Origin of the sequence: Bowmanella yangjiangensis (genome assembly GCF_017255015.1) — a bacterium.
GTDB lineage: Bacteria > Pseudomonadota > Gammaproteobacteria > Enterobacterales > Alteromonadaceae > Bowmanella > Bowmanella yangjiangensis.
The window spans coordinates 1-337 of sequence record NZ_JAFKCS010000785.1 but is presented as its reverse complement, the minus strand read 5'-3'; the positions used below and the strand labels follow the sequence as shown (position 1 = coordinate 337).

The 337-nt window shown below is 67.4% G+C and carries 1 protein-coding gene; it reads left to right on the top strand.

Annotation, left to right across the window (positions count from 1 at the left end):
- The coding region (locus tag J0A65_RS26670; protein ID WP_206597185.1) for an Hsp70 family protein at positions 1–337 on the top strand (337 nt) is incomplete at both ends.

The following is a 337-nucleotide window of genomic DNA, read 5'->3' as shown; positions in this document are numbered from 1 at the left end:
AGCCTCATCGCGGTTTGGCGCGAGGGGCGTGCGGAGCTCATTCCCAATGCCCTCGGCGAGGTCCTCACGCCGTCGGCGGTGAGCCTGGACGAAGATGGCAGCATCCTCGTCGGCAGCGCTGCCCGTGCCCGGCTGACCACTCATCCACTGCGCAGCGTGGCGGCGTTCAAGCGCTACATGGGCAGCGACAAGCGTTTCACGCTGGGCGACCGCCAGTTCACCCCGGAAGAACTCTCGGCGCTGGTGCTCGGCTCGCTCAAGGCCGATGCCGAGGCGCACCTCGGCATGCCGGTGAGCACGGCGGTGATTTCGGTGCCCGCCTATTTCAGCGATGAAC